The organism is Streptococcus sp. HMSC061D10, from assembly GCF_001808865.1.
Lineage (GTDB): Bacteria > Bacillota > Bacilli > Lactobacillales > Streptococcaceae > Streptococcus.
Window position 1 is genome coordinate 29,115 of the sequence record NZ_KV795019.1, and the last position, 23,805, is coordinate 52,919.

Here is a 23,805-nt window from a genome sequence, read left to right on the forward strand (position 1 = left end):
TTTGAATTTGATTTTCGAAGAGTATAAGATGTTTTATTTTTATAACTCTAGTATAAAGCATAGATATCAAAGAATCGTCAAGCATTTCTAAAGAGTTTCTAAAGTTTTCAAATTTCTAAAAAATAAAAGCCCAGTTGGCTAGAAATACTAGTTGACTGGGCTTATTTTCTACAAAATATATTTCTCAATAGCGCGTGCAACACCATCTTCTTCATTGCTGGAAGTTACGGCATCAGCGAGAGATTTGACGAGGTCGCTGGCATTTCCCATGGCGATCCCCAGCCCAGCAAGCTCTAACATCTCAATGTCGTTATTGGCATCACCCATTGCCATGATTTCAGAAGGTTTGATATCCAAAATCTCAGCCAAACGAGAAAGAGCAGAAGCCTTGGTTGTGCCAAGTGGCATGGCTTCGTAGATCACTGGTTGAGAACGAACACCGCTAAATCTCTGACAAAGTTCATCAGCAAATCGTTGTTCAAAATCATCTGTTTCTTCCTTTGTACCTAAGAACATACCTTGGAACATACGATACTTCCCGCTAGTAGCTTCTTCCAGTGAGATTTCTGTCAGGTCAGAGAAAACAAGTGTCGCATCGTATTGAACGATAGGATTTGGTTTGCCTCCAAGAACGAAGTAGTGCTCTTCATCAAAGAGAGTTAATTGAACATCACTCTTTTCAGCAAGGTCATTGAGGTATTCGATGTCTGATTTGCTAAGTTCTCGCCAGTCAACAAGGCTCCAGTCACTGGTTTGGTGGGTAGAACAACCATTATTGACAATAACGTATTCATTATCCGTATCTAAACCGAGTTTCTTGTAGTAGGGGAGGACTCCGAAGAGAGGACGACCAGTACAGAGAACCAGTTTGACACCTTTTTCGATAGCTTTATGAATAGCATCAATATGAGCCTGAGGAATTTCCTTGGCTTCGTTGAGAAGAGTACCATCCATATCAAGAGCAAGTAGTTTAATCATAGTATTTCCTTTTCACGTGTTTTGCCTATATTATAGCATATTTTGAGGCAAATAAGTCTAAAGCTAAGTGAAATGCCATTTCTATTTAGGTTTTTAGTAGATAGATAACAAAAATATGATATACTAAATTAGTAATATATTTAATATTATGCTGATAATGGATAAAAAATCAGAGGACTTGGCATGAAAAAAAGAACAGTACAGATTTTACTAGCCTTGTTAGTAATTATTTATAGAAAGACATGGTTTTGGTGGATTTTTAATCATTTTGCAGGTAGGCTTGTACCTGCTAGTAGAGAATTTTTTCAAATTCTTGCTTTTTTAGAGCTCATCGTTACTTTTATAGCTATTCTTTATTTACTAGTATTCGAAGGTAGGAAAATTCTTGAGTTGAAGTGGAAATGGAGATATCCAGTTTATTTGCTTCTTGCTTATGGAGTCAATCATCTTTCAGGTATTGTGTTTTCCTTTTTAACCCCAGCAACGTCCAATCAAATGGCTTTAAATGAATTAGTTGAGATGACAGGGCGACAAGAGTTACTATATTTATTGCTTATTACTTGTCTGCTAGGACCAATTACAGAAGAATTGGTTTATCGAGGAGTTCTCATGAATACATTTTTGAAAGATTCACCTTGGTATGGAGATGTTTTACTATCAGCCTGTGTCTTTGGCTATGTGCATGTTTCTGATGGTATAACACCACTTGCCTTTTTCACCTATGCAAGCGGAGGAGCGATTGTAGCATTCCTCTACCGAAAAACTCATTCTCTCTATTATCCCATTTTGCTCCATATCATGATTAACATTTTAGCATTTTGGGAATTATGGGTACTCTTGTTTTCTGGTAGTTAGTGCTTATCGATCAATGAGAGTGGGATAGAAATCGGTAATTCATTAGAATTCGAATTCGTCGTCCCACCTCCGCACAGTTGAGTAGGGCTGTAAAAGCTGATGAAATCAGCGTAGTAGAGCCCACTCAACCACTGCGTCTTGCTCGACAATCCAAAGACAATTGAGAGGCTAGGACTTTTGTCCCAGCCTCATTCTTTTCTTGAGAAGTTCTAAGAACTCTCTATTTATAGGATTAGCAGTCAAAAAATGGTATAATATAGAGTAATGAAAAATTCCAACGAGGCTGAGATGAAATTACTTTATACTGATATTCGGACTTCTTTGACAGAAATCCTGACCAAGGAGGCTCAAGGACTGGTTGCCCAAGGCAAACGAGTCTTTTATATTGCCCCTAACTCTCTATCTTTTGAAAAGGAACGCGCCGTGCTGGAGTACTTGAGTCAGCAGGCTTCTTTTGCTATTACAGTCACGCGCTTCGCTCAAATGGCTCGTTATCTGGTCTTAAATGATATTCCTGAGAGGACTAGTCTCGATGATATCGGTCTTGGTATGGCTTTCTATAAGTGTCTGTCCGAGATTGATCCTAAGGATTTACGTGTTTATGGGGCTATTAAGCAAGATCCGCAATTCATCCAGCAACTGATTGAGATTTATCATGAAATTTCAACTGCAAAGATGAGTTTTTTGGACTTGGAAAGATTGACAGATGCTGATAAACGCTCTGATTTACTCTTGATTTTTGAAAAGGTAACAGCTTATTTAAATCAAGGTCAAGTTTCACAGGGGAGTCCATTATCCTATCTGATTAATGCTATCGAAGAAAACAAGGTAAGTAGTGATTTTAGTAAGATTGCTCTAATCATTGATGGTTTTACCCGATTTTCTGCAGAAGAGGAACACCTAGTGGATTTGCTTCATCGTAAGGGTGTTGAGATTATTATTGGTGTCTATGCAACTAAGAAAGCCTATAATAGCCCTTTTAGTGAAGGGAACCTCTATCAAGCCAGTGTTGAATTTCTACGTCATTTAGGTTTTAAATATCAGACCAAGGCAGAAGATGCATGTCAAGAACATGAAAATCTTGATGCTTTTGCCAAGGTCTCAAAATTACTGGAAAGTACTTATGATTTTTCTGAAATCAGCATAGATGTTGATGCTAAGGATAGAGAAGAATTGCAAATATGGTCTTGTCTGACACAGAAAGAAGAGTTAGAGCTCGTTGCCCGTAGTATTCGCCAAAAATTGCACCAAGAACCTGAACTAAGCTACAAAAATTTTCGTATCTTACTAGGAGATGTAGAGTCTTATAAACTGTCCTTGCAGACAATTTTTAATCAATATCAGATCCCTTTCTATCTGGGTAAAAGTGAGTCTATGGCTCATCATCCTTTGACTCAATTTGTAGAATCCGTTGGACGTCTCAAACGATACAATTTCCGTCAGGAAGATTTGATTAATCTGCTACGAACCGGCTTATATACCGACCTTGCTCAAGAAGAAATCGATAGCTTTGAACAATATATCCGCTATTTAGGTATTGATGGTCTTTCAAACTTTAAACAAGAATTTACAAAAAATCATCATGGAAAATTTGATTTAGAAAAATTAAATGAGCTGCGTGTCCGTGTCCTAAATCCACTAGAAACTTTATTATCCAGTCGTAAGCAAAAGACTGAAAATATCCTTACAAAATGGAACAACTTTTTGAAGGATTCCTTTGTGACTAAGCAACTGCAAATCTTATCTGATACAATGGAAGCGGCAGAACAAGAAAGACAAGAGGAGGTCTGGAAAGCATTTTGCCACGTAATGGAGCAATTTGCTACCGTATTTGAAGGTTCTCAGGTTACTTTAGATGATTTTTTGGCACTTCTTCATTCAGGGATGTCCTTATCAAATTATCGTACAATCCCAGCAACGGTAGATACGGTTCTGGTGCAAAGTTATGATTTGATTGCGCCTTTGACTTCTGATTACATCTATGCACTTGGCTTAACTCAAGATCACTTGCCTAAAATTAGCCAAAATACTAGTCTTTTGAGCGATGAAGAAAGAGAAGTGCTAAACCAAGCAACTCAAGAAGGTTCACAATTACTGATTACAAGTCAAGAGAACCTCAAGAAGAATCGCTATACCATGCTTTCTTTGGTCAATTCTGCTAGGAAGGAATTGGTCTTATCGGCACCAAGTTTACTCAATGAAAACGAGAGTAAAGAGTCAGTTTATCTGAAAGAATTGCAGGATTTTGGTTTTAGCAAGATTGAAAAGAGAATCGATCGAAGAAACTTATCAAAGGATGATATTGGTTCTTATCACAGTCTTTTGTCTAGTCTTGTTGCTTATCACCAGCAAGGTGAGTTGGAGACAAGTGAGCAGGACTTAACCTTTGTCAAAGTTTTAGCACGTGTTATGGGTAAAAAGTTGGAGGGTAAAGGTCTGGATAATCCAGTTCTGCCTATAAGTCCACGAAGTAAGACTTTAGCAGCAGATACTTTAGATGCCTTGTATCCTCAAGATCAGGATTTCTATCTATCAACTTCTGGATTAACAGAGTTTTATCGTAATGAATACAGCTATTACCTTCGTTATGTCTTAGGCTTGCAGGAAGAATTGCGTCTTAAACCGGATGCAAGAAGTCACGGGAATTTCTTGCATCGTATCTTTGAACGTGTATTGAAACTTCCTGTTGATACACCTTTTGACCGACGTTTAGAACAAGCAATCTCTGAAACTAGTCAAGAACGTGAGTTTCAAGCGATTTATCAAGAAAGTTTGGAAGCCCAATTAACCAAGGAAGTTCTTTTAGACGTTGCGCGTGCAACTGGGCACATTCTTCGTCACAATTCTGAAATTGAAACCATTCAGGAAGAAGCCGTCTTCGGTGGCAAGGAACAAGCCTTTATTCAGCTAGATAATGGTCGTAATGTCTATATTCGTGGTAAGGTTGACCGCATAGATCGCTTAAAGACAAGTGAAGCTATTGGTGTTGTCGATTACAAATCTTCTCTAACTCAGTTTAAGTTTCCTCTCTTCTATAACGGCCTTAATTCACAATTACCAACCTATCTAGCTGCTCTTAAGAAAGAAGGAAATACCGATTTCTTTGGTGCTATGTATCTAGAGATGGCTGAGCCAGTTCAGTCCTTACAAACTGTTAAAACTCTTTCAAAGGCTTTAGCAGAAACGACTAAGAGTATGAAATATCAAGGGCTATTTCTCGAAAAAGAGATAAAGAACCTTGGGGAACTTTACAATAAGAACAAGACCTATCAGTTGTCTGATGAGGAATTCCAGTTATTGTTAGACTATAATGCCCTTATCTATAAGAAGGCGGCAGAGAAGATTTTATCTGGTGAATTTGCGATCAATCCCTATACAGAAGATGGCAGAAGCATTGCACCCTATGTTCAACAATATCAAGCTATTACAGGTTTTGAAGCCAATTACCATCTGGGTCAGGCTAGATTGTTAGATAAGGTTGCCAATAGCAATGCCAAGGAAGCATGGTTTAATAAAATCAGAGAGGAGTTGGAGCGATGAAATTTTTATCCCAAGAAGAGATTGCAGTATTGCAAGTAGCAGAAGCTCAGTCTAACAAGAAACCCAAGAAAACAGCTGAACAAATTCAAGCTATCTATAGCTCTGGTCAAAATATTCTGGTCTCAGCTTCAGCTGGTTCAGGGAAAACCTTTGTCATGGCTGAACGAATTCTTGATCAACTAGCGCGTGGTGTTGAGATTCGCCAACTCTTTATCTCAACCTTTACGGTAAAGGCAGCAACCGAGTTAAAAGAACGCTTGGAAAAGAAAATCAGCCAACAAATCCAAGAGACTCAAGATATGGATCTAAAAAAACACCTCGGCAGACAACTAGCTGATTTACCAAACGCTGCGATCGGGACCATGGACTCTTTTACTCAGAAGTTCCTAACCAAACATGGCTATCTTCTCGACCTTGCTCCAAACTTCCGCATTCTTCAGAATGAAAGTGAGCAGTTCCTCTTAAAAAATGAGGTCTTTCGTCAAGTTTTTGAATGTCACTACCAAGGTAAAGAACAAGAACAGTTTAGTCAGCTGGTCAAGAACTTTGCGGGTAAAAGTAAGGATGCGCGTGGTTTGCGTAAACAGGTCTATATGATTTATGACTTTTTACAATCCACTAGCAATCCTCAGGCTTGGCTAGAAAATTCTTTTCTAAAAGGCTTTGAAGAGGCTGATTTTACAGTTGCTAAAGAAAACCTTGCAGAGGATTTAAAAGAAAGACTTTGGGATTTGGAAAGTTTCTTCCGTTACCATCTAGAGAATGATGCTAAGGAATTTGGGAAAGCAGCCTACTTAGAAGCTGTCCAACAAGTTCTTGATGAAATCAGTTCTTTAACTCACGAATCAACTTTTAATCAATATCAAGAAGTTCTAGAGCGAGTTGTAAGTATTTCTAAGGATAAGGGGGGCCGTGCTCTTACAAATGCTAGTCGCAAGGCTGAACTTCAAGAACTGAAAGAAGCATACAACCAAGAGAGAAAAGACAAGTTTGAAAAGCTGAACGCATTAAATGACCAAATTACTTTATTGAAATTCCAAGAAGAATATCATCAAGAGTCTTGGGACTTGGCTAAGACTTTCCAGGTCTTCATGAGAGATTTTGTTGATGCCTATCGAAAGCGTAAACGTGAAGAAAACGCCTTTGAATTTGCTGATATTAGCCACTATACCATTGAAATTTTAGAAAACTACCCTCAGGTTCGTCGAGAATACCAGGAACGCTTCCACGAAGTCATGGTCGATGAGTACCAAGATACCAACCACATCCAGGAAAGAATGCTGGAACTCCTCTCTAACGGGCATAATCGTTTTATGGTAGGAGATATTAAGCAGTCTATTTATCGATTTAGACAGGCAGATCCCCAAATCTTCAATGAAAAATTCTACAGTTTTGCTCAAGATGGCAAAGAAGGTCAGTTAATTCTACTTAAAGAAAATTTCCGTAGTAGTTCAGAAGTTCTTGATGCTACTAATGACGTCTTTAAACATCTTATGGACGAGGAAGTTGGAGAGATTTCTTATGATGGTATGCACCAGCTTGTTTTTGGAAATACTGATATTCAAGCAAATCCTGAAAACAAGGCAGAAGTTCTCTTATATGATAAGGATGATGATAGTGATGACGATGAGGAATTAGTAACCAACAAACTGACTGGTGAAATGCGGATGGTGCTTAAGGAGATAATTCATCTTCATAATGATAAAGGTGTGCCATTCAAGGACATTGCTCTTTTGACTGCAAGCAGAAGTCGCAATGACCAGGTTCTACTTGCCTTGTCTGAGTATGGGATTCCAGTCAAGACAGATGGTGCTCAAAGCAACTATTTACAGTCTTTAGAAGTCCAAGTCATGTTAGATACCCTTCGTGTCATCCATAACCCTCTTCAAGATTTCGCTTTAGTAGCTCTCATGAAGTCTCCTATGTTTAGTTTTGATGAAGATGAATTGGCTCGATTAGCCCTTCAGAAATCCGAGGATAAGGTTCAAGAAAACTTTTATGAGAAACTAGTCAATGCTCAGGAGAAAATTGGTCTTCAAAAGGATTTAATCAAAGCTGAATTACAAAAGAAGCTAGGTATTTTCATGGCAACCGTCCAAGATTGGCGTTTGTATTCCAAAACGCATTCACTTTATGATCTCATTTGGAAAATTTATAGCGACCGCTTTTACTATGACTATGTTGGTGCTTTACCAAATGGACAGGCCAGACAGGCAAATCTCTACGCCCTTGCCCTAAGAGCCGATCAGTTTGAAAAGAGTAATTTCAAGGGATTATCTCGCTTTATTCGAATGATTGACCAAGTCTTGGAAGCCCAGCATGATCTTGCCAATGTCACTGTGGCACCACCTAAGGATGCTGTAGAACTAATGAGTATTCATAAGAGTAAGGGGCTTGAGTTCCCTTATGTCTTTATTCTCAATATTGATCAGCAATTTAACAAGCAAGATTCCATGTCTGAAGTTATCCTAAGTCGTAAAAATGGCCTTGGTCTTAAGTACGTAGCTAGAGTAACTACAAATGCAAAAGAGGAATACGTTCCATCTACGATTAAATTATCTATCCCTAGCTTGACCTATACGCAAAATGAAGAAGAACTTCAATTAGCAAGCTATTCTGAACTCATGCGTTTGCTTTATGTAGCCATGACGCGTGCTGAGAAAAAATTATATTTAGTCGGAAAAGGATCTCGAGAAAAGTTGGAGTCTAAAGAATATCCGACAAATGGAAAAGGTCTTTTGACTCGAGAAACTAGACTAGATGCTACTAATTTCCAGGACTGGATTTGGGCGATTTACCAAGCATTTACGAAAGATGATTTGCACTTCACTGTACTTTTTGAGGGTGAAGAAGACTTAACCAAGGAAGCTATCGGAGTCTTGGAAAATAAAAGTAAGCTTCAAGATCAATCTCAAGCAGATAACCGTCAATCTGATACCATTAAGGAAGCTTTAGAAATGCTGAAAGAAGTGGAAGTCTATAATCAAGTCCACCGAGCAGCAATTAATCTTCCAAGTGTTCAAACGCCAAGTCAGATTAAAAAATTCTATGAACCCGTCATGGATATGGAAGGCGTAGTAGTGGCTGGTCAAAGTCAACTAAAAGAAAGCACTGTTCAATTCAACCTTCCTGATTTCTCTAAAACTAATAAAGTTACTGGTGCTGAAATTGGTAGTGCTACCCATGAACTCATGCAACGAATCAATCTCGATAAAAAACCTACATTAGAAACCTTGACAGAAGCTCTGGAGCAAGTTCAAGTAAGTTCGGATGTCAAATCCAAAATCAATCTAGGAAAAATTTTGTCCTTCTTTGATACAGCTCTAGGTCAAGAGATTCTTGCAAATCAAGATAAACTCTATCGAGAACAACCTTTCTCAATGTTAAAAAGAGACGAGAAAAGCCAAGAAAACTTTGTTGTTCGTGGAATCTTAGATGGGTATCTCCTCTACGATGACAAGATTGCTCTCTTTGACTACAAGACAGACCGTTATGAGCATGCTAGTCAGCTTGTTGAACGCTATCGAGGACAATTAGATCTCTATGCAGAGGCTCTATCTCGCTCTTATCAGATAGAAACAGTTGAGAAATATTTGATTCTACTTGGTAAAGACCAAGTAGAAGTCATTAAACTCTAAAAAGAAAGGAGACATCATGTCCATTCCTGTTCGAAAAAACTTATATGATGCAGTTTTAGAGGCATCTAAAGCCGATACTTGGGAACAAGCTACCAAAGAATGGAGTGAAGTTTCCTTGATTTTTAATGGAATCGGTCGAAGCAATTGTGTCTGTGGTAATGCTATTAAGTATGCTTATGAACTTTTTAACGGAGTTACTGGCAAACGTCTCTTTCCCATTGGGAGTGACTGTGTGCGTCATTTCCAAAGAATTAGCCTAGATCAACAGCTAGAAGAGGAGGAAAAACTTGTCAGAAAGCTTGAAAATCTAACCAGAAAGGCCCAGAAAAAAGAAGCCATTCGAGTTAATAAAACAGATTTTGATGAGCGACTGATCAACTGGCTATGGGAAAAGGGAGCTTTTAAGTCAAATCGAGGTAATCAATTCTCACCAGAAAAGGATTATCAACTCTTTTTGGAGGTGTTTCAAGGTGGAAGTTGGACTAAGGCAGAGCCTTTGAAGAAAGCTCGTATGGAAGAAGTTCTTGAGAAATTTATCAAACCTTTTCTACTTGGAAAATCTGACGATCAAATCTATCTAGTTAAACTAGGAAAAGAAAAAATTGACTATGAGCAAGAACTTCGCATCAAAGCTGAAAAGGAACGAAAGAAGCGAGACAAGATTGCAAAACAATATGCGGATAACCTGGTTCTAGCAATGGGACCAGCTGAACGTGCCTATCAGGATTACTTTGGACTGAGCGAAACACTGACTCTAGAGGAACGCCAGTGGGAAAAAATTCTCTTTGGTAAAAATCGAACAGAACGCTCTATCAAATCAAAACAGTACCAAAGAGAACTCGAAAAGGATCAACGGATTGCTAGTCAAGATCCCCATGAAAGAAAACAAAAGCAAGTCTGGTTGTTAAACTCTTATTTCCAAGATATTCCAGAAGAAAAAGCTCGCTTTTCTCGACTTTTAACCATGTATCGAAAAACTGGAGAAATCCCATTTTCAAGAGAATACCTATCTAATAATCTATTTGATTTTTTCTACAAAATGAAGGCTTTTGAGTTTGAAATAGCACCCGACCAGGTACGTGATTTTTTAAAGGAGTCTTTAAATGCAGAAAACCTATCGTCCGCACAAAAAACATGGATAGAAGGCATTTTAACTAACTGCATCAAACCCTTTTTAGAAAGAATGATAGTATAACGAGGAAAGCTAACGTTAAAAACGTCCTAAAAAGAGAGACTCATTATTGTTAAAATTATGTCTTAAGAGTATTTTACATAATTTAGTTTATGTATAAACTAAAAATGTTAGTATCAACATTAAAAAAATAGAAAGAAACTATGTCAAAAGAAATCGATATCGAATATTATCACCAACTAGCCTTGCAAAAACAAAAAGAGCATCGGAAGTTTTTAGGAAATCTGAAAAAGAAAGCACCTAAAAATTTGGATAAAATTGCCCTTCAAATCCATCAAGAAGTTTTTACTGAAATTGATTGTACAGCCTGCGCTAACTGTTGCAAGAGTCTTGGTCCAGACTTCAAAGAAGCAGATATCACACGTATCGCAAAATACTTTAAAATGAAATTGCCAGCCTTTGAAGCTGAGTTTTTGCAAGTAGATGAAGACGGTGATAAAGTCTTTAAGTCAATGCCTTGTCCCTTCTTAGGAGGCGATAATCTCTGTTCCATCTACGATGTCCGTCCAAAAGCCTGTCGTGAATTTCCACATACTGACCGTAAGAAGATTTACCAAATCAATAATCTTACTATTAAAAATACCTTAACTTGTCCAGCAGCCTATCTCTTTGTTGAAAAGTTAAAAGAAAAAATCGAATGAAGAAATCTTTATTCGGTTTTTCTGTATTTTATGGTGTAACATTGAACGTCCTTTCTCCTTTTTTAAAAAAACCTGTAATATTTCTAAATGAATTGGGTAATTGTTTGTTAATTAAGCGTTTACATGATATAATGTATGTGAAAAAATTATCAATCTATCGGATTTTGCTTATGCATTATCCCCTTTCATATCATATAAGGAGAAAAAGTGTATGAAAAAACTCACTAAATTTGGCATTATCACAATGTCTGTCTTTGCTCTAAATTTGGTTTCTCAGTCAGTAGTTCAAGCTGAAGAAACTAATAGCGAACCAGCAAATGTTTCAGTGACACTAGGTATTACTAATTCAACTGCTGCTGAGGACACTTCTTCAGTAGACAATATGGTTGCACCAGAGCCTACTAGTGACACCTCACTAAAATCAGACGAAGAGGATGCCAATGCTTCCTCACCTAAAACTGAAGAAATCTCAACTAATAGCGAAGCTACAACTGGCGGGAAAAAAGATTCAACTTGTCCTTCTGGGACTTCACCAGGCTCTGCCCCAGGCGCTAGTTGCGAACCAGATGGTAGTAATATCATTGATGAAGGTGGTTACGTCAATGTTGAAGGACTTCCAGCACATTTTAGTGAAGATGGTAAAAGTGTAGTCTATAATTACACTGTAGCCTTCAAAGGAATGCACTCAAGTGATCGTGGCCACACAGTCCGTGACATTCGTGTTCGTATTCCTAAAATTGCAGGTGCGAAGGCTGATTTCACTTTGATTGGAACACGTGATGCTAATGAAAATCCAGTATCTGTTAATGTCCCAATGAAAGAAATTACTAGAGATGAGATTACTGCAGATCCTAATCCTGAATCTAATTTAAACTCAAATTCATCAGTTATTCCAACTGCGGAAGAACTAGCAACTGGAAAGAAACCATCTATTGTTAATATGGAAGATGATGACTTAGGTGATGGAACTGTTAACGTATATGCTATCAGTTCAAAAACACTTAGATCAATAGCTTTTCATATGTCAGTAACTGTACCTTTGGAAGAAGCTAAGAAGATTAAGTACTTACCAATTGATGTTAGATTTCAATGGAAATGTAGCCAAGAAGGTGGAATCAGCTCTTATGAAGAAGGTTGTCAACATTTAGAAGAATATTCTCTCTATCATCCGTATTATGCAAACAGTAACGGAGAAGTGACTTATGGCGCCCTAGGTAATCCAAGTTTAGTAGATGATACTTATGTTCAGAATGATCATCTAATTAGGTCAGTTGCAAACCAAAATACTCATATCACACCAAATAATGGTGATTGGACAACTATTCCTCATGATGTTAATATTAATCCTGAGACATTCTTTAATTATGTAAAAATCTTCCATTTGAAATACGGTCGTCATGTTAAATATTATGCTTCAGAGTTTGAAGATATGGCTGACCAGGATGTTTCTACGCTTCACTATGGAGACGTAGTGGTGGATTATGTGATCAAAGGAACAAATCAATCTATCAAGGAAACTTATAAAGACACACCATTAACTTCTATTTATGGATCTGATGGAAATCTTGTGACCTATAATGCTGCTGAAAACGCAGATGAGCGTCCGTCTTCTATCACTGTAGATGGTAAAAAATACAATCTAGTTGGTGTTTCTTCAACATCTGCACCTGAAACAGGTCAGTTAAAAGAAGGTACAACTCATGTTATCTATGAGTATGAGAAAGAACCAGATCCAAAACCAACACCAGATCCAAAACCAACTCCGGATCCAAAACCAACTCCGGATCCAAAACCAACACTAGATCCAAAACCAGAGCCAGCTCCAAATCCTGTTCAACCAGAAAATGTTCAATCTACTGAGCAAAAATCAGCTCCAGAAAAAGCTCAGTTACCAAATACAGGAACTTCTGATTCGCCATTAGCTATGAATCTTCTTGCTATTTTAACTGGAATCTTTGGTATTTCACTTTTCAAAAAAAGTAAAAAATCAGAGAACTAAGTAAATAGTTTTAAAAAAAGTCATCCAAATTGGATGGCTTTTTAGTGTAGTGTCCAATATTTCTATAGTTAGAGTCTGTACCAAACAGATTTTATTTTTTTGGAATTTGTATATTTATTTTTATCTGAAAATTCAAACTAAATTTCTCGTTAAGTGACAAGCCTTTTTTTAAGCTTAAAGTTTTTTAAACCTAATCTTAAAGAAAACTGATATAAGGTATCTTTAAGCGATGTTCTGTATAGTTATACCATCATCAAAGAAAGAGGTATCGATATGAACTACATAGTCATTTCAGCTTATCAACCAGATAATAAACTTATCAAACTCATCGAAAAAATTCACGAAAAGAGTGATTTTCATATCTTAGTTATAGACGACGGCAGTTCATCAGAGTGCCAAAAAATCTTTGATAAAGCAAAACAATTTGCTACTGTCATTCGTCACCAGGTGAACCAAGGTAAAGGGCAGGCTCTAAAAACATCCTTTACTTATATCCAAGAACAAAAGATTTATGGTACGGTTGTCACAGCAGATGCGGATGGACAGCACAAGGTATGGGATATTTTCCGCACGGCTAATAAAGCTTCCGAAAATCCAAACAAGCTAATCTTGGGTGTACGTGCCTTTTCTGGAAAAGTTCCCCTTCGTAGCCGTTTTGGTAACAGCTTAACCAAAGCTCTCTTTAAGCTTCAAACAGGAGTAGGAGTAACAGATACGCAGACAGGTCTTCGTGCTTTTACGACAAACTTGATTCCTTTTATGTTAAAAATAGAAGGCCAACGTTATGAATATGAGATGAATATGTTGCTCGAAGCAACGAAAGAATACGAGATTCTAGAAGTGCCGATTGAAACTGTCTATATTAATGACAATGAGGCTTCACACTTCCGTCCAATCCAAGATGGGCTCATGATTTATAAAAATATCTTTAAATTTGCCTTATCATCTCTTAGTAGCTTTGTTGTAGACTATGTCGTTTACGCCCTAGCAATCTTGATTTTGCCGACAGTTCCGACGAGTCTACGAATCTTTCTAGCAAACGGAGTCGCTCGTGTGACTAGCTCTATTTTCAACTATTCTACAAATAAAAAACTAGTCTTTAAAAATGACGATAGCCTTGTGAAAACAGGGATAGGATACTTTGGTCTAGCAGTCGGACTCTTTATCTTAGACACGCTACTGATTCGTCTCTTATTTACAGTATTTGGTATCAACCTTCTGATTGCTAAAGTTATCGTCGGCATCCTTCTCTTCGCTGTTTCTTGGACAGTTCAGAAGAAATTCATTTTTAAGGAAAGGACATCAACTGTATTATGAAATTTTTAAAGAAACGCTATGCTTACGCCTCAGTTCTTGGCCTACTCTTGACAGGATCCTTTAGTTACTCAATGCTAAAGACCTTTGTCCTCGCTGAAACTATCTCGACAGTTGCCACAACTAGCACAAGTTCCAATGCTGCAGCAGCAAGTCAAGCTGCTAAGACAGCTACTGTCACTGACTCTAGTTATAAAGATGACAATATTTCCGTCAATTTGTCTGAAACGACGGTCAATAATACACAAGTCTACGTCGCTGATATTACTCTGAGGTCATCAGATTATCTGAAAACTGCCTTTGCTCAAAATGCTTATGGAACTAACGTAACTGCGAAAACCTCTGTAACCGCAGCTGACAACAATGCCATTTTAGCGGTAAACGGGGACTACTATGGTGCTAACTCTACAGGTTATGTTATTCGTAATGGAGTAGTTTATCGTGATACTGTTCGTGAAGATTCTAGTAATGGCGACCTAGCTATTTATAAAGACGGCTCTTTCAAGGTTATTTACGAAGATCAGATCTCAGCTGAGCAACTAGTAAATGACGGTGTCGTCAATCTATTAGCTTTTGGACCAGTCTTGGTCGAAAATGGTGAAATTGCAGTTGATACCAATACAGAAGTAGGACAGGCCATGGCTTCAAATCCTCGTACAGCTATTGGTATTATCGATGAAAACCACTATATCATCGTGGTTTCAGATGGACGTACCTCTGAAAGTGAAGGTCTATCTCTTTATCAGCTTGCTGAGGTCATGAAATCTTATGGAGCAAAAACAGCCTACAACCTTGATGGTGGTGGATCATCTACACTTTACTTCAACGGTCAGGTTATCAATAAACCAACGACTGGTGGAAACAAAATTTCAGAAAGGGCGGTGAGTGACATTGTCTACATCGGTTACTAATTTTGGCAAAAAACGATTTAAAAAAACGGTCATTTCTTATACACTAATCACTATTTTCTTCTTTGCATTTTCTAGAATTTATGAAGCTTTTAGTTTTGGAGAAACTTCTGTTCATATGCACTATTTATTTGCAGCACCTCTTGTAGGGGGGATTCTACTAGCAATCTTTCTCAAGGTTCTCCCTCATTTCTCTCGTATTAGTCTAAATCTATGGAATTCGGCAGTAGCGATTATTACAGCGGGTACACTTTTCCGTGGTATTGTTAACCTTTCAGGACGCTCAACAATCTTGGATGCACCCTACTGGTATGTTGGGATTGGTTTTGCAATACTAGCGATCGTTACTATTTTCATCAATCCAAACCTTTGGAAGAATTCTACTAAAGCAACCAAAACAAATCGCAAAGAAGTCTATGGTCAGGTATAATGTTATAAAAAAGTAGTCGTTCAGCTGATGTTCGACTACTTTTTATTGACTTTTATTTCTAAAATATTTTAAAAATATTACAAGTTCTTTTCTTCTGAAAGATACTACTTTTATATTTAACAGAATATTGTATAATATAGTGGATAAATACTGTTTTTTACACAATATATAGAAACATCAAATACACTATCTAGGTATTTGTAAGGAGAAAAGAATGAAAAAAATATTGCTGGCAAGTACAGTTGCCCTCTCTATGGCAGGTTTTGCAAAAACGACCGTCTATGCCGAGGATTCTCAAGCTACCAATAATGTTCAATCATCAGAAAAAATTGCTACCAATACAGTAAGCAATGAGAAGAAAAATCAAAGCGAAGCTGAAAAAGCAGCTTCTCAAACTCCAGAGACCAAAGAAAAACCTTCAAAAGAAACAGTAGTAGAGGTAGTTAACAAAGAAGGTTGGCAAAAAGAAAATAACCAATGGCGTTATTATGAGGATAATCAGCCCGTTTCAAATTGGAAAAAAATAGCAGGAGTCTGGTACTATTTTAATCAAGATGGCATCATGCTTAGTAATACTATTTTTAATGATTACCTATTGAATAATAGCGGTGCTTTGGCAGAATCTTCTTGGGTAAAAATTGACAACCAATGGTATTATGCCACTGAGGACGGGAAAGTTACTCGTAATAATTGGAAAAAGATAGCTGGTGTTTGGTATCGATTCGATGAAAATGGTATCATGATCAGCAATGCAGTTTACGATGATTATCTGTTCAAAGCAAGTGGTGTCTTAGCTGAAAATAGCTGGGTAAAAATTGGTGATAAATGGTACTACGGCGATCAAGAAGGAAAAATCAATCGTGACAAGTGGGCAAAGATTGATGGACAATGGTATCGATTTGATGAATCTGGTGTCATGCTAAGTGCTACTATTTATAAAGACTATCTTCTCAAGACTAGTGGAGCTATGGCGGAAAATGCCTGGACAAAACTCGAAGATAAGTGGTATTATGCTACAGCATCAGGAAAAATTATTCGCGACAAGTGGGAGAAAATCATCGGTTCATGGTACTATTTTAATAAAGACGGTGTCATGTTAAGTAGCCAATGGAAAGAGAAATACTATCTAAAAGATAGTGGGGCCATGGCCAAAAGTGAATGGATTTTCGATGAAAAATACAAGAGCTGGTTCTATCTCAAATCAGACGGCACCTATGCTGAAAATCAATGGGTAGGTTCTTACTATCTCAAATCTTTTGGTTATATGGCCAAAAATGAATGGATTTTCGATAAGGACTACAATGCTTGGTATTATCTAAAAGAAGACGGAGCTTATGTAACTGGTAACTTTACCATTAACGAGAAAGACTATACTTTCCAAAGCAATGGAAAATGGATTTCTGATACAGCAGCTTACTATAAAGTAAAACCAATTACAGCAAATGTATATAGCGCTTCTGGTGAGAAACTTAGCTATATTTCACAAGGAAGTATTGTAGCGATTGATGGAGCAGAAGCCAAAGACGGTCGACTTCCAGTCAAAATTTCAGGCCTTTCAGGATACATGAACAAGAGTGATCTAGTAGCGGTCGGCTCTGATAGTGACTTTATTCCTCACTATGCCACTGATGGTAACTATCTCTACCACGAATTGTCACCATACGCAAGTATCCGTGTAGCACCTCATAGTTCATCAATGGCAATTGGAAAAAAATACTATTCAGCTGATGGTATCAATTTTGAAAACTTTACAGTTGAAAATCCTTTCTTATTTAGAGATTTAAGAAAACCAAGCAATTACACAGCTGAAGAATTAGATAAAGTCTATTCTCTTATGAATATCAAGGGAAGTCGTTTGGCAGGTAAGGGTGCAATCTTTAAAGAAGCTGAAGAACGCTATCAGATCAACGCTCTCTATCTAATCGCCCATAGTGCCCTTGAAAGTTCATGGGGACGTAGCCAAATTGCTAAGGATAAAAATAACTTCTTTGGTATCGCAGCTTACGATACAACACCATATGATTCAGCTAAAAGTTTTGACGATGTTGATAAGGGTATCTTAGGTGCAGCCAAGTGGATTCGCGAAAATTACATCGATAATGGCAGAACATACCTAGGAAATAAATCATCAGGTATGAATGTTCTTTATGCTTCAGATCCATACTGGGGAGAAAAAATTGCAAGCATCATGATGTCAATTAACAGCAAGCTTGGTGAAAAAGACTAAAAATCATTAAAATCGATAACGACTGTATAGTGGTTATCGATTTTGCTTATCAAGAAAACTTGAGAAATGAACTTTATGAAGCAGAATTTTGAACATATACATACAAGAGGGATAAATTTAAATCGCATAGGGATCGACGCATACGCTTATGATTATTCAGTAATCCCAGACTTACTTGATAATCTCAAAGCCAATAATCAAATTATACTAGGTGGGGATGTTTTTTGCTACAAGAATGGCCAATTGAAACATACTTATGATCATTGGTATTACGAGAAACAAGATCCAACCATTGATAGCAGTAAATCCATTTTTCAAACAGAAAAATATATCAGCAACTATGTTAAAGATCATGGTGAATACTATTATTTTTCAATTGTTTTAGACAATGAGGAATTTAATTTGTGACTGATTGACTTAGAAAACATTTTACAATCGGCATTGAATCAAGCGTCAAATATGAGAAATCATGTTATAATAAAAGATAGTGATTTATTTTTAGAAAAAGGATATCTATTTAATTTTTAAATATGAAAGAATAGATACAAATCCAATAAAAGAAAGGAATTTTACAGAATGGCAACTATTCAATGGTTTCCTGGACATATGTCCAAGGCGCGTCGTCAGGTCCAGGAAAATTTAAAATTTGTTGATTTTGTGACAGTTTTAGTAGATGCACGTTTGCCCTTGTCTAGTCAAAATCCGATGCTGACTAAAATCATCGGGGACAAACCAAGACTATTGATTCTAAACAAGGCAGACCTAGCGGACCCGGTATTAACAAAAGAATGGCGTCAGCACTTTGAATCACAAGGCATTCAGACACTTGCTATCAACTCTAAAGAGCAAATTACAGTTAAAGTCGTAACAGACGCTGCTAAGAAACTCATGGCAGATAAGATTGCTCGTCAAAGAGAACGTGGTATTCAAATTGAAACCTTACGCACCATGATAATCGGTATTCCAAACGCTGGTAAATCGACTCTGATGAACCGTTTGGCTGGTAAGAAAATTGCTGTAGTTGGTAACAAGCCTGGTGTGACAAAAGGTCAACAATGGCTCAAAACAAATAAGGATCTTGAAATCTTGGATACTCCAGGGATTCTTTGGCCAAAATTCGAAGATGAAACGGTCGCTCTTAAACTTGCACTTACTGGAGCAATCAAGGATCAGTTGCTTCCAATGGATGAAGTGACTATTTTCGGTCTCAACTACTTTAAAACCCATTATCCCGATAAGCTTCAAGAACGTTTTAAACAAATGAATCTGGATGATGAAGCTCCTGAAATTATTATGGATATGACTCGTATCCTTGGTTTCCGTGATGATTATGATCGTTTTTACAATCTCTTTGTTAAAGAAGTTCGTGATGGAAAACTTGGTAATTACACATTAGATACATTGGATGATCTAAATGGCAACGATTAAAGAAATAAAAGAAGCATTAGCAAAGATAACTGATCTTGAAAGTCCCTTGTTCAAGGAATTTGAAAAAGATTCTCGTTCAGGTGTCCAAAAAGAAATTCAAAAGCGGAAAAAAGCCCTTCAAGCTGACATTGATGAAAATCTCCGCTTAGAGGCTATGCTTAGCTATGAAAAAGAGCTTTACGAGAATGGAATAAGCTTCATTGCTGGAGTTGATGAAGTTGGTAGAGGTCCCTTAGCTGGCCCTGTTGTTGCTGCAGCAGTCATTCTGCCCAAAAATTGTAAAATTAAAGGCTTGAATGACAGTAAAAAGATTCCCAAGAAAAAACATGAAGAGATTTTTCAGGCTGTCAAAGAGAATACCCTAGCAATCGGTATTGGGATTATGGACAATCAAGTCATTGATCAAGTCAATATCTATGAAGCAACTAAACTAGCCATGAAGCAAGCTATCTCTCAACTTGAACCTCAGCCAGAACATCTTTTGATTGATGCTATGAAATTGGATTTGCCGATTTCTCAAACATCCATCATCAAAGGGGATGCCAACTCCTTATCTATTGCAGCAGCATCGATTATAGCTAAAGTTACCAGAGATAAGATCATGGCTAACTATGACGAAGAATTTCCAGGCTATGATTTTGCTCAAAATGCTGGCTATGGAACTGCTAAGCATCTAGAAGGAATTGAAAAGCATGGTGTCACACCTATTCATCGCACCAGTTTTGAACCGATTAAAACGATCGTTTCAGAAAATAGTAAAAGATAATTAAAGGAGAGAATTATGGAGGAACAATCGGAAATACTTAGTTCCAAGAAAGAATTTGCCTTCGCGTCCAGTACGATCTTAGCTCAAGTAGGGCGAGGTATTATTGTCGGATTAGTCGTAGGAATTATTGTAGGATCATTTCGATTTTTGATCGAAAAAGGCTTTCATATCGTTCAAGGATTTTATCATGACCAAGAGAATCTGATACGGAATCTATTGATTATTTTATTGTTTTATATCCTTATTTGCTTACTTAGTGCCAAATTAACACGTTCAGAAAAAGATATCAAAGGTTCTGGTATTCCTCAAGTTGAAGCGGAGTTAAAAGGTCTCATGTCTCTCAATTGGTGGAGTATCCTCTGGAAGAAATACATTCTAGGTATTTTGGCCATTGCGAGTGGGCTTATGCTCGGTCGTGAAGGTCCTAGTATTCAGCTAGGTGCCGCTGGAGGAAAAGGAATTGCCAAATGGCTCAAGTCTAGCCCTGTTGAGGAGCGTTCTTTGATTGCTAGCGGAGCTGCGGCTGGACTTGCTGCTGCCTTTAATGCGCCGATTGCAGGGTTATTATTTGTAGTAGAAGAAGTCTACCATCATTTTTCAAGATTTTTCTGGGTTTCAACCCTGGCTGCCAGTCTGGTAGCAAACTTTGTCTCTCTTCTCATCTTCGGCTTAACACCTGTTCTGGATATGCCGGATGATATCCCTCTTATGAGTCTTAGTCAATATTGGATTTATCTGGTGATGGGAATTTTTCTTGGACTCTCAGGTTTTCTTTATGAAAAAGCCGTTCTGAATGTCGGAAAAGTTTATGATTGGATTGGCCAAAAGGTTCATCTGGATAAGGCCTATTATCCTATTCTAGCTTTTCTTCTTATCATTCCAGTAGGAATCTTCCTGCCACAGATACTTGGTGGGGGAAATCAAATTGTTTTATCTTTAACAGAACAGGATTTCAGTTTTCAAATTCTCTTAATTTACTTTATCATTCGCTTTATCTGGAGCATGATTAGTTACGGAAGTGGACTGCCAGGTGGTATTTTCTTACCGATTTTAGCATTGGGTTCAATACTTGGTGCTCTAGTAGCTGTTATTTGTGTCAATCTTGGACTTGTTAGCCAGCAGCAATTTCCTATCTTTGTTATCCTTGGAATGAGTGGTTATTTTGGGGCTATCTCAAAAGCACCTTTGACAGCTATGATACTTGTGACGGAAATGGTTGGTGACATCCGCAATCTCATGCCTTTAGGTATGGTGACACTAGTTGCCTACATCGTCATGGATTTGCTAAAAGGAGCGCCTGTCTATGAAGCCATGTTGGAGAAAATGCTACCTGAATCAGCAACTGATGATGGAGAAATTACACTGATAGAAATTCCGGTTTCAGACAAAATAGCTGGTAAACAAGTACACGAACTCAATTTACCACATAACGTACTTATCACAACCCAAGTACATAATGGTAAAAGTAAAACAGTTAATGGATCTACAAGGATGTATCTAGGTGATATGATTCATCTCGTGATTCCAAAAAGTGAAATTGGAAAAGTAAAAGATTTGTTGTTGTAGGATATGATGTTTACATAAATTATGTTACGTAGATTTAAAAATAAGTAAAAAAAAATTTTATAATTAATTAGCAAATCATTAGCATAAAAGATAAAATTAAGCTAAATTTCAAGTTCAAGTTATCCAGAAAGAAGAAATTATCTAGGTGAATTGTAGTCCAAACGCTTTTTAGGATAGTTGTTAATTCAATTTTCGATGTAGGCGACTTCTTTAGGAGTCGTTATCACGATTACTTTAAGTAGCTATTTGTGCGTCAATTTTTTAAAGAAGAACAGTTTTTTGGGGGAAAGAATATGCAGGTATTTCTTAAAGCGGACGTATTCCTTTCCATTATACACAGTGATGGATAGAGTCTTGCTTTCTCTGAATAATAAGGGGGGCATTGAAACGTAAAATTTTCTTTCAATTGTTAATAGAAAACTATGAACCTTTATTTAATAGAAGGTTTACTATATAATTTTAGAAATATTGGATAGTAAATTATATTATAGATTTTTCATTACTTTTCATACACCTAGTATGGTATAATAAAGTATCGTATAAATTGGGACATTTCCTATGAAGGTAACCGTTTAAACTTTAAAGAAACTTTCATTTAAATATTAAAGAGAATGAGTAAATTGTTGAGTACTGCATTCAAAAGTTAGATAAAAAAATTCAATTAAATAACGTCTTCATATTTTATCAATTTACGACTAAATGCTTACCTTGCTTAAGATTGTTTATTTTTAATTCCAACTAAAATATTTAGTTAATTTTTTTATATTTGTAAAGGAGATAATATGACCAAGTTAAATTGGGAACAACTTTTTTTTGATGTTCGAATTCGTGATCTTAATAATAATAATAATAATAATAATAAATTTTCCTCAAACATTGTTGATATACAGAATGAATTTGATAGAGACTATGCTAGAATTATATATTCTTCGTCGGTTAGACGACTTCAAGATAAAACTCAAGTTTTTCCACTACAACAAAATGATTTCATTAGAACTAGGTTGACACATTCTTTAGAAGTATCTTCACTGAGTGAATCTATGGGATGGCAAATAGCTCAAATTTTACATACAAGAAATGTAGAAGGATTTGAAGATTTAAAAAAACTAAAGCGTCTCCCTTCTCTATTGAAGGTATCAGGATTATTACATGATTTAGGAAATCCTCCTTTTGGTCATTTTGGCGAATATGTTATCAAAAATTGGTTCTCAAATTTTTTTAATGAAGATTCAAAAGAAAATAATAAATTAAACTATAGTACTTTAAAATCAGAAGAAAATATGATAACAGAAGATGAAAAATGTGATTTTAAATACTTTGATGGTAATGCGCAAGGTATTAGAATTTTATCACGATTGCAGCTTTTGAATGATGAATTTGGAGCTAATCTAACTTTAGCAACTTTAGCAACACTTATGAAGTATCCATGGTCTTCTTCAAATGTTAAGTGCAAGGATGAAAATATAGGGAAAGAAAAGTTTGGTTATATGTGTTCTGAGAAAACAATTAATCAGTTTATACTTGAAAATATGATGAATAATAAAGAAGAAGTCAGACATCCAGCAACTTTTATTTTAGAAGCAGCAGATGATATCGCATATATTATGGCTGATTTAGAAGATAGTGTAAAAAAACGTTTAATCACTTGGAATGATATTTATAGTGAAGAATTCAAAAGTGTTATAGAAAATTCAATTTCTGAGTTAGCTAAACGCTTTGATAAAATTGATAGATTTAATTATCAGAAACGTTTTGATACTTTTTCTAATACAATCAACAAGCTTAGTAAAGATATTCCTGACTATGATTTAATTTGTTCCCAAAATTTAAAATCATTTTTACAATCAATAATGATTTATGTTGTAATTGATAGATTTACTGATGAAGTTTATGACCAAATAATGTCTGGTAATTTCAAAAATGAAGCGCTCCTTAATATTGAACCATTGGAAAATATATTAAAGCATATAAAGGATTTAATTTTTAAAAAAGCTTTCTCATCAGCTGAAGTTTTGGAATTAGAGTTAGTTGGCGATACGGTAATTACTAAATTGTTAGATTTATTTATCCCTGCTATATTAAAAATTTCATGTAAAAATTCTACTAAGACTAAAAAAGAAGAGAAGTTAGTAAGGCTTATTTCAGATAATTTCCTCTATGTTCAGTGTTTGCCTAAGTCATTAAATGATAAAGACTGGCGTCTACGTATTAAAGAATTAACAGACTACGAAAAAATTCAAATCGTTGTTGACTACATTTCGGGAATGACAGATTCTTATGCTGTATCTTTACATAAAAAACTTATGAACGGTAGAATGTAATA

16 protein-coding genes are annotated in these 23,805 nt (G+C 36.5%); 15 read left to right on the top strand and 1 reads right to left on the bottom strand.

All coding sequences use genetic code 11. From position 1 onward, the window contains the following. Positions 1-168: 168 nt before the first annotated feature. Positions 169-978, bottom strand: a complete 810-nt coding sequence (locus HMPREF2728_RS06135; RefSeq protein ID WP_075227360.1) for a Cof-type HAD-IIB family hydrolase — start codon at positions 976-978, stop codon at positions 169-171. A gap of 183 nt (positions 979-1,161) precedes the next feature. On the opposite strand from HMPREF2728_RS06135, the gene HMPREF2728_RS06140 reads away from it, so the two are divergent. From HMPREF2728_RS06140 to dgt, 15 genes are all read left to right on the top strand, one after another. Continuing rightward, complete coding sequence (locus tag HMPREF2728_RS06140; RefSeq protein ID WP_075227361.1) at positions 1,162-1,833, top strand: CPBP family intramembrane glutamic endopeptidase; 672 nt, start codon at positions 1,162-1,164, stop codon at positions 1,831-1,833. A 288-nt stretch (positions 1,834-2,121) separates the two neighbouring features. After that, complete coding sequence (gene rexB, locus HMPREF2728_RS06145; protein ID WP_075227362.1) at positions 2,122-5,373, top strand: ATP-dependent nuclease subunit B; 3,252 nt, start codon at positions 2,122-2,124, stop codon at positions 5,371-5,373. Further along, complete coding sequence (gene addA / locus HMPREF2728_RS06150) at positions 5,370-9,011, top strand: helicase-exonuclease AddAB subunit AddA (RefSeq protein ID WP_075227363.1); 3,642 nt, start codon at positions 5,370-5,372, stop codon at positions 9,009-9,011. The genes rexB and addA overlap by 4 nt, the downstream gene beginning before the upstream one ends. A 16-nt stretch (positions 9,012-9,027) precedes the next feature. Continuing rightward, a complete protein-coding gene (locus tag HMPREF2728_RS06155; protein ID WP_075227364.1) occupies positions 9,028-10,206 on the top strand; it encodes a hypothetical protein in 1,179 nt (392 codons plus the stop codon). 140 nt (positions 10,207-10,346) lie between these two features. Beyond that, positions 10,347-10,844 (top strand): YkgJ family cysteine cluster protein, encoded by a 498-nt coding sequence (locus tag HMPREF2728_RS06160; RefSeq protein WP_075227365.1) that lies wholly within the window; start codon positions 10,347-10,349, stop codon positions 10,842-10,844. A 211-nt stretch (positions 10,845-11,055) separates the two neighbouring features. After that, a complete protein-coding gene (locus HMPREF2728_RS06170) occupies positions 11,056-12,843 on the top strand; it encodes an LPXTG cell wall anchor domain-containing protein (RefSeq protein ID WP_075227367.1) in 1,788 nt (595 codons plus the stop codon). A 273-nt stretch (positions 12,844-13,116) separates the two neighbouring features. Beyond that, positions 13,117-14,160 carry a bifunctional glycosyltransferase family 2/GtrA family protein gene (locus HMPREF2728_RS06175; RefSeq protein ID WP_075227368.1) on the top strand — a complete coding sequence of 348 codons (1,044 nt, stop codon included), beginning with the start codon at positions 13,117-13,119 and terminating at the stop codon, positions 14,158-14,160. Beyond that, positions 14,157-15,068: a phosphodiester glycosidase family protein gene (locus HMPREF2728_RS06180; RefSeq protein ID WP_075227369.1), complete on the top strand. Its 912-nt coding sequence runs from the start codon at positions 14,157-14,159 to the stop codon at positions 15,066-15,068. The genes HMPREF2728_RS06175 and HMPREF2728_RS06180 overlap by 4 nt, the downstream gene beginning before the upstream one ends. After that, positions 15,049-15,495: a hypothetical protein gene (locus HMPREF2728_RS06185; protein WP_075227428.1), complete on the top strand. Its 447-nt coding sequence runs from the start codon at positions 15,049-15,051 to the stop codon at positions 15,493-15,495. Before HMPREF2728_RS06180 ends, HMPREF2728_RS06185 begins: the two co-directional genes overlap by 20 nt. 214 nt (positions 15,496-15,709) lie before the next feature. Further along, on the top strand, positions 15,710-17,722 hold the full coding sequence (locus HMPREF2728_RS06190) for a glucosaminidase domain-containing protein (protein WP_075227370.1): 2,013 nt from the start codon (positions 15,710-15,712) through the stop codon (positions 17,720-17,722). 75 nt (positions 17,723-17,797) lie between these two features. After that, positions 17,798-18,130: an Imm40 family immunity protein gene (gene imm40, locus HMPREF2728_RS06195; RefSeq protein ID WP_186822194.1), complete on the top strand. Its 333-nt coding sequence runs from the start codon at positions 17,798-17,800 to the stop codon at positions 18,128-18,130. Positions 18,131-18,298: 168 nt separating this feature from the next. Beyond that, positions 18,299-19,150 carry a ribosome biogenesis GTPase YlqF gene (gene ylqF, locus HMPREF2728_RS06200; protein ID WP_049529666.1) on the top strand — a complete coding sequence of 284 codons (852 nt, stop codon included), beginning with the start codon at positions 18,299-18,301 and terminating at the stop codon, positions 19,148-19,150. After that, the gene (locus HMPREF2728_RS06205) at positions 19,137-19,916 is read left to right on the top strand and encodes a ribonuclease HII (RefSeq protein ID WP_075227372.1); all 780 of its coding nucleotides are present in this window, start codon (positions 19,137-19,139) and stop codon (positions 19,914-19,916) included. The genes ylqF and HMPREF2728_RS06205 overlap by 14 nt, the downstream gene beginning before the upstream one ends. Before the next feature lie 15 nt (positions 19,917-19,931). Next, complete coding sequence (locus HMPREF2728_RS06210; RefSeq protein WP_075227373.1) at positions 19,932-21,482, top strand: ClC family H(+)/Cl(-) exchange transporter; 1,551 nt, start codon at positions 19,932-19,934, stop codon at positions 21,480-21,482. Between the two features lie 782 nt (positions 21,483-22,264). After that, on the top strand, positions 22,265-23,803 hold the full coding sequence (gene dgt, locus HMPREF2728_RS06215) for a dGTP triphosphohydrolase (RefSeq protein WP_075227374.1): 1,539 nt from the start codon (positions 22,265-22,267) through the stop codon (positions 23,801-23,803). Positions 23,804-23,805: the final 2 nt, after the last annotated feature.

Excerpts from the sequence above, each read along its gene's own strand:
- dgt (WP_075227374.1), top strand. The coding sequence starts at position 22,265 with ATGACCAAGTTAAATTGGGAACAACTTTTTTTTGATGTTCGAATTCGT.
- HMPREF2728_RS06205 (WP_075227372.1), top strand. The coding sequence starts at position 19,137 with ATGGCAACGATTAAAGAAATAAAAGAAGCATTAGCAAAGATAACTGAT.
- addA (WP_075227363.1), top strand. The coding sequence starts at position 5,370 with ATGAAATTTTTATCCCAAGAAGAGATTGCAGTATTGCAAGTAGCAGAA.
- imm40 (WP_186822194.1), top strand. The coding sequence starts at position 17,798 with ATGAAGCAGAATTTTGAACATATACATACAAGAGGGATAAATTTAAAT.
- HMPREF2728_RS06140 (WP_075227361.1), top strand. The coding sequence starts at position 1,162 with ATGAAAAAAAGAACAGTACAGATTTTACTAGCCTTGTTAGTAATTATT.
- HMPREF2728_RS06180 (WP_075227369.1), top strand. The coding sequence starts at position 14,157 with ATGAAATTTTTAAAGAAACGCTATGCTTACGCCTCAGTTCTTGGCCTA.
- rexB (WP_075227362.1), top strand. The coding sequence starts at position 2,122 with ATGAAATTACTTTATACTGATATTCGGACTTCTTTGACAGAAATCCTG.
- HMPREF2728_RS06160 (WP_075227365.1), top strand. The coding sequence starts at position 10,347 with ATGTCAAAAGAAATCGATATCGAATATTATCACCAACTAGCCTTGCAA.
- HMPREF2728_RS06155 (WP_075227364.1), top strand. The coding sequence starts at position 9,028 with ATGTCCATTCCTGTTCGAAAAAACTTATATGATGCAGTTTTAGAGGCA.
- HMPREF2728_RS06135 (WP_075227360.1), bottom strand. The coding sequence starts at position 978 with ATGATTAAACTACTTGCTCTTGATATGGATGGTACTCTTCTCAACGAA.
- HMPREF2728_RS06190 (WP_075227370.1), top strand. The coding sequence starts at position 15,710 with ATGAAAAAAATATTGCTGGCAAGTACAGTTGCCCTCTCTATGGCAGGT.
- ylqF (WP_049529666.1), top strand. The coding sequence starts at position 18,299 with ATGGCAACTATTCAATGGTTTCCTGGACATATGTCCAAGGCGCGTCGT.
- HMPREF2728_RS06210 (WP_075227373.1), top strand. The coding sequence starts at position 19,932 with ATGGAGGAACAATCGGAAATACTTAGTTCCAAGAAAGAATTTGCCTTC.
- HMPREF2728_RS06170 (WP_075227367.1), top strand. The coding sequence starts at position 11,056 with ATGAAAAAACTCACTAAATTTGGCATTATCACAATGTCTGTCTTTGCT.
- HMPREF2728_RS06175 (WP_075227368.1), top strand. The coding sequence starts at position 13,117 with ATGAACTACATAGTCATTTCAGCTTATCAACCAGATAATAAACTTATC.